The sequence below is a fragment of the Bacillus sp. JJ864 genome, assembly GCF_036963045.1.
In the GTDB taxonomy this organism is placed as follows: Bacteria; Bacillota; Bacilli; order Bacillales; family Bacillaceae_G; genus Bacillus_A; species Bacillus_A pseudomycoides_C.
Genome location: NZ_JBALLY010000188.1, coordinates 1 through 5,224, shown reverse-complemented (window position 1 = coordinate 5,224; position 5,224 = coordinate 1). Strand labels below are relative to the sequence as shown.

Here is a 5,224-nt window from a genome sequence, read left to right as displayed (position 1 = left end):
ATAATTTTGTTATGTTTAGTTTGTATATTGTCGCTGTTATTTTTATTAACAATTGTATTAATAATTTTGTTATGTTTAGCTTGTATATTGGTGCTGTTAATGTATAAAAAGAAGAAAAAAATTAAAGAAATTCCCAAAAAGGAAGAAGTTAATATGGATTGTTTTAATAAAAAACAAATAGAAAATAATCCTGTTTATGTTATTGATCATAGTAAAGAATATCCTAATAAATATGTTAAAGGTGATAGAGACATGATGAAAAGGATATTTAATCAAAAAAGGAAAAGGACATAATATATGCCCTTTTCCTTTTTTAACGCTCAATTTCAAATTCCACTTCAACTTCCACTTCTTTTTCTGGTTTTTTAAGTTCATTTTCTTTGGAATTAAGTGATTTTGTACTGTCTTTAATTTCATTAAATTCACTTTCAATTTCTTTACTTTTTGTTTGCTTATTTGTAGATTTTGTTTTGCTATTTGTTTTAGTGTTATTATCTTTTGAATGACTATTTGTATCAGTATTTTTAACATGTGATAATTCACTGAAATTTTGTTTTAATACTGATAAATTATATGATGCTTCATTTTTAATTGAATCACTTAAAGATGATTGAAGCTCTTGATTATTTTGTATTTCTTTTAAAATCTCTTTTGCAAGATCACTATTTAAAATGTCATCTTGTTTATCAAGATTTTCAATCTCTTGATAATTATTTAATGTTTCTTCTCTTAGAACATCATTATTTATTTCTTTATCATTAATTGTTTCTAAAATTTCTTGTCTAATTTCTATTTGTTCTTTAGGTGATAATTTCAATTCAGATTGATACACATCTTTTTTAAAATTATTTAATAAATATTCATCTTTTTCATCTTGTGTAGGTTCTTTTCCAGACTTTAACTTTAATTCGTGTTCTAAGATAGAACGTTCAATTTTTTTATAATCTTTTAGATTTTGTTCAGGAGTTTGTGATTGTATTTTTTCTTTAATACTATTTGTTAAATCCTTTTGAATTGGTTTTGACATATGTAACTCTTCTTTTACTTGCTCTTTACGTTTTTCTTCTTGCGCTAACCTTCTTAATCTATTCCAAATCATATGAAATATATTATCAATAATATCATTAATATCTTCGCCATGACTTGCCATAAATAACACTCCCTTTTGTTATTTTTTTAGATGTTCTGGTTTTTTAGAAACTACAAATTCAGAAAACATTTTTAGCAATTGTTCAGTTTCATCTATGTCTAAGTTTTGTATCTCAAAGTATTTTTCTAAGAGCGCACCTTTTTGGATTAATCTATGCGCTCTTTCTTTTCTTTGTTTATTATTTTCTCTGTTAATTTGAGCTAAGATTCTTTCTCTTTGTTGACTTAATTTTTTGTGCTTATTCCAAAGTTTTATAATCTCTTGATCTGTTAAATCATGATTACTCATTTTTATTTACCAACTACTATATAACATGTGCATTATTTTGATTTTCTTCTTTAATTTCTGTTTTATCATTTTGTGGATCAGATGGAGGATTGTTTAATTCATTATTAGCGTTGTTATCTTCATTAGATTCTTTTGATGATTCTTCTAACATTTTGTTTGCAATATGAGAAAGATCTTTGATTACTTGTTCTAAATTATCAGGGTTTATTTCTACATCCCAATTATTACAAACTACACTACCAATACTTTGATGAAATTCAGCTTCTGCTTTCTTTTGTTGTGCTTGTAATTCAGCCATCTTTTTGTCTAGGTCTGTCATTTTTTTAGCTTTATTTATTTTGATTTTAGCCATTTTCATCTACCCTTTCTTTTTGGTTTTATGTTTTTTGATTTTAGCTATTTTAAAATCTAATTTTGTAGTTATTTTTTATTATATATTCTCTGTAAAATTATAGCAACTATAAATTGATTGAAAGAAAAAATGATGATATAATGAGGTCAGGAGAGAAGCGAGTGCCCAGTTATACGCACCAAATTACATTTGGTTCGTCTGGGAGAAACTACATTTTCCCCTATCGGAGAAAAGTATAGTTTACCCGCGGGGGCTTCTTATTAAAAATGAATGGTGGTGAATCCTTATATGGCAAGTTCTACTCTACAAAATGGTTATTACAGACTTGAAGTGAAAATCAAAAACAGAAAAGAACATTCGGCTGTTGCTTGTGCAAGTTATAGATCAGATGAAGAATTGTATAGTGAACGTGATGGTCTTACTAAATCATTTCGCCCACATAAGGTGAAACCAGAGTCATTTATTATGAAGCCAGAGCATGCTCCTGAATGGGCTTTAAATCGTGAGAGATTATGGAATGAAGTTGAAAAAATAGAACCGCATCCAAGCGCACAATTAGCAAGAGAAGTTTTACTAAGTATCCCAAAAGAATTAGACGAAGAAAGTCAATCAGAACTTGTTAGAAATTTTGTAAATGAACAATTTGTAAATGCTGGTATGGTTGCTGATGTTAGTATCCATAGAGACGAAGAACATAATCCACATGCACACGTATTATTGACAATGCGTTCTTTTGATTTAGATGGAAAATGGGAAAACAAAAGTAAACGAATTCAGAAGTTAGATGAAAACGGAAATCCGATTTTTAATGATAAAGGACAGCGTGTAACGGTTTCTGTAAAAACTAATGATTGGAGTAATCCAAACAACATAAATATTTGGCGCGAAAGTTGGGCTAAACATCTAAACGAAGTTTCAAAAGAAAAAGGTCTTGAATTAAAATTTTCAGAGAAGAGTTTCGAAAAACAAGGCTTTGAAAAATTACCTTTAATGAGACTTACTAGACAAGAATATTATCTTGAAAAGAAAGCAAAACAACTAGCAAAACAAACTGGAAAAGAATATGAGCCAGTTACATATCATGGACAACAAAATAAATTAATTGAAGAATATAACAAGTTATTATTAGAAGAAAAAGCAACTTTAAAAGAAATTGAAAATGCACAAAAAGAAATTAAATATGCTGATCCAGAAAGAGTTAAAGCTCTTAACTTTATCACTGAATACAACAATAGATCACCACTTACTGAAAAGGAAAAACAAGCATACTCTTCTATTAGAAAACGTGCTAAAACGGACATTAATTTTGGAGTTGCTCGTAAGATGTTTATTGATATTTCAGAAGGATTCTTTAAGAAGAAAGTTGAAAATACAAAAGATAAATTAGAAGCTAAAAAGCGTTATATAAAAGATGTTTTAAGACCAGAATTTGATATTGATAAAGGTTTGAATTTCTCAATTGGTACAAATATTGATCCGACTTATTTTAATGAATATGTTTCTGAAAAAATCAATGAAGTTAATGATTTAACAGAAGAAGTTAATAAGTTAGAAAAAGCTCATAAAGAATTAATTGAAAATGCAAAAATTGTATTAGAAAGAGAAACTAAAAAAGTAAATGATGTCTTTGAATTTATCTATCATGACAATATTGTTGATGATAAATTCAAGTCACCGACATTAAGATATTCAGCTTCAAAATCATTTATTGAAGATGGAATTATGGCCGAAGTAAATAGAAATTATGTTGGTCAAAAGAATGTAGAAAAACATTATAATCAACTTGCAAGAACTAAGTCTCTAAGAGATCAATTTATTGAACTAAATAATGACCTTGAAAGAAGTATGTTTAACTATAGAATTTCAGATAGAAGTATTCATAAATGGATTAAACATGAAGCTGATTCAATTAATCCAGAACCGAAAAATGGAACTCATATTTCACATCTAGAAAATAGAGAAATGGCTCGTCAAATGGTTATAATGAATCGTGAAAAATTAGATGAATTATTACCTAAGCTTGAAGAGAAATACGGAATAGATCCAGCACTTACATTAAAAGAAAAAGTTGAAATTATAACTGGTGAAGATGTTCAAATTCCAAATCTATACAAAGATAAAAATGAAATATTTACAGATGAATATGATAGCCAAGCAAACAGATACAAACTAATTAATAATGAACAATATAAGCAATTTAATAACATGGAAAATCCACATACTTCTAATGGAATTGAATCAGTTGCAACATCATTATTCGATGCAATTACACAAGCTGACAATGATCATAACTACTATAAAACTAAGAAGAAAACGAAGAAAATAAAAGGTAAGTATAAAACGATAGAAAATGAAAATGAATTATAAATCAGGAGGGGTATTTGTGAGTATTATTGTAGAAAGTAAATATGAACATCCTGTCATAAAACCGTTTATCGAAAGTGTTACTTATGGTAATTATTTCTTATTTTGTCCGAATTGTAGTTATCAAGGAATACAAGTTGGTGAAAGAATAGATAGAAGAAGGAAATATAAATGTCCTCATTGTATGGGGAAAGTGAAATATAATAAAGAATATACAAACTCAATTTATGAGCATAAAATTATTCATAGTCAAATTAAAATGAATGAAAAAAATATAACTTTTTTCATTCGATGGTTTAAATATGAGATTTCACATAAGACATTTAAGGGACAATTATATCCTGTATATAAAAATGAAAGTATAAGCTACAATATACAAAAAAAACAGTTGTATTATATTGAATATACAAGAAAAGGGAAAACAAAAAATATTATACCTATTAGTTTAGGTAAAAAAGAATCAGGTTCACTATTTGATAAATTTTTGTCAACAACATATGGAAGTATTCAAGAAGCTGAAAATAATAAAGAAGTTCCAGTTCATTCAAAAATTTTTCTTGAACAAATATTTAGTTTGCTACCTGAATATGCTGACAAAAACAAACTGAATTTGATTGATGCAATATTACTTTTAAAGTATCCATTTTTACACAACTTTCCTAAGTATCAAGATATAGATTTTAGTTATTATGTTAGAGTAGCTTCTCGAAAAACATTAAATGATTTAGAAAAAAGTAATGGTATGAAAGAACTTGTGGAGATAATTAGTAAGTACCCACCATCGAAAAAAGAAATTAGTAAAATGCTTACTCTAAATTCTAAATTAATGATTCATTATTTAAACATCCGAAGGTATATTCCCAATGTGGGAAATAGAATGGCTTTATTAGAAAAAATTAAATGGATTTCTGATAATGATCATGAGAGCGAATATTATATGACATTTGATCCGTCTAATTTTCAAATTAATAAAGACGATTTTTATTTATTTAATCCTGTTCATAGAAAATATAACTATAGAAAAAGATTGTTTAATTTTTATAAGAAATTTAAGTTAGAAGATTGCTTTT

Annotated in this window: 5 protein-coding genes and 1 pseudogene; 3 read left to right on the top strand and 3 right to left on the bottom strand. The window is 27.0% G+C overall.

Going from position 1 to position 5,224, the window contains the following annotated elements; translation table 11 throughout:
- Nucleotides 1–294: pseudogene (locus tag V7024_RS22165) on the top strand (hypothetical protein); the annotation flags it as partial.
- 19 nt (nt 295–313) lie between these two features.
- Here V7024_RS22165 and V7024_RS22160 read toward each other — a convergent pair.
- From V7024_RS22160 to V7024_RS22150, 3 genes are read right to left on the bottom strand one after another with little or no spacing between them, the layout of a single operon-like run.
- The gene (locus V7024_RS22160) at nt 314–1,150 is read right to left on the bottom strand and encodes a hypothetical protein (protein WP_335523980.1); all 837 of its coding nucleotides are present in this window, start codon (nt 1,148–1,150) and stop codon (nt 314–316) included.
- Nucleotides 1,151–1,168: 18 nt separating this feature from the next.
- Entirely contained in the window at nt 1,169–1,438 is a 270-nt protein-coding gene (locus V7024_RS22155) for a hypothetical protein (RefSeq protein ID WP_098634818.1), read from the bottom strand.
- Nucleotides 1,439–1,454: 16 nt separating this feature from the next.
- Nucleotides 1,455–1,790 (bottom strand): hypothetical protein, encoded by a 336-nt coding sequence (locus V7024_RS22150; RefSeq protein ID WP_335523977.1) that lies wholly within the window; start codon nt 1,788–1,790, stop codon nt 1,455–1,457.
- Between the two features lie 288 nt (nt 1,791–2,078).
- Here V7024_RS22150 and V7024_RS22145 point away from each other — a divergent pair, with 288 nt between their 5' ends.
- Both V7024_RS22145 and V7024_RS22140 read left to right on the top strand, forming a co-directional pair.
- Nucleotides 2,079–4,157: a MobA/MobL family protein gene (locus V7024_RS22145; RefSeq protein ID WP_335523974.1), complete on the top strand. Its 2,079-nt coding sequence runs from the start codon at nt 2,079–2,081 to the stop codon at nt 4,155–4,157.
- A gap of 16 nt (nt 4,158–4,173) precedes the next feature.
- The coding region (locus tag V7024_RS22140; RefSeq protein ID WP_335523973.1) for a hypothetical protein at nt 4,174–5,224 on the top strand (1,051 nt) is incomplete at its 3' end.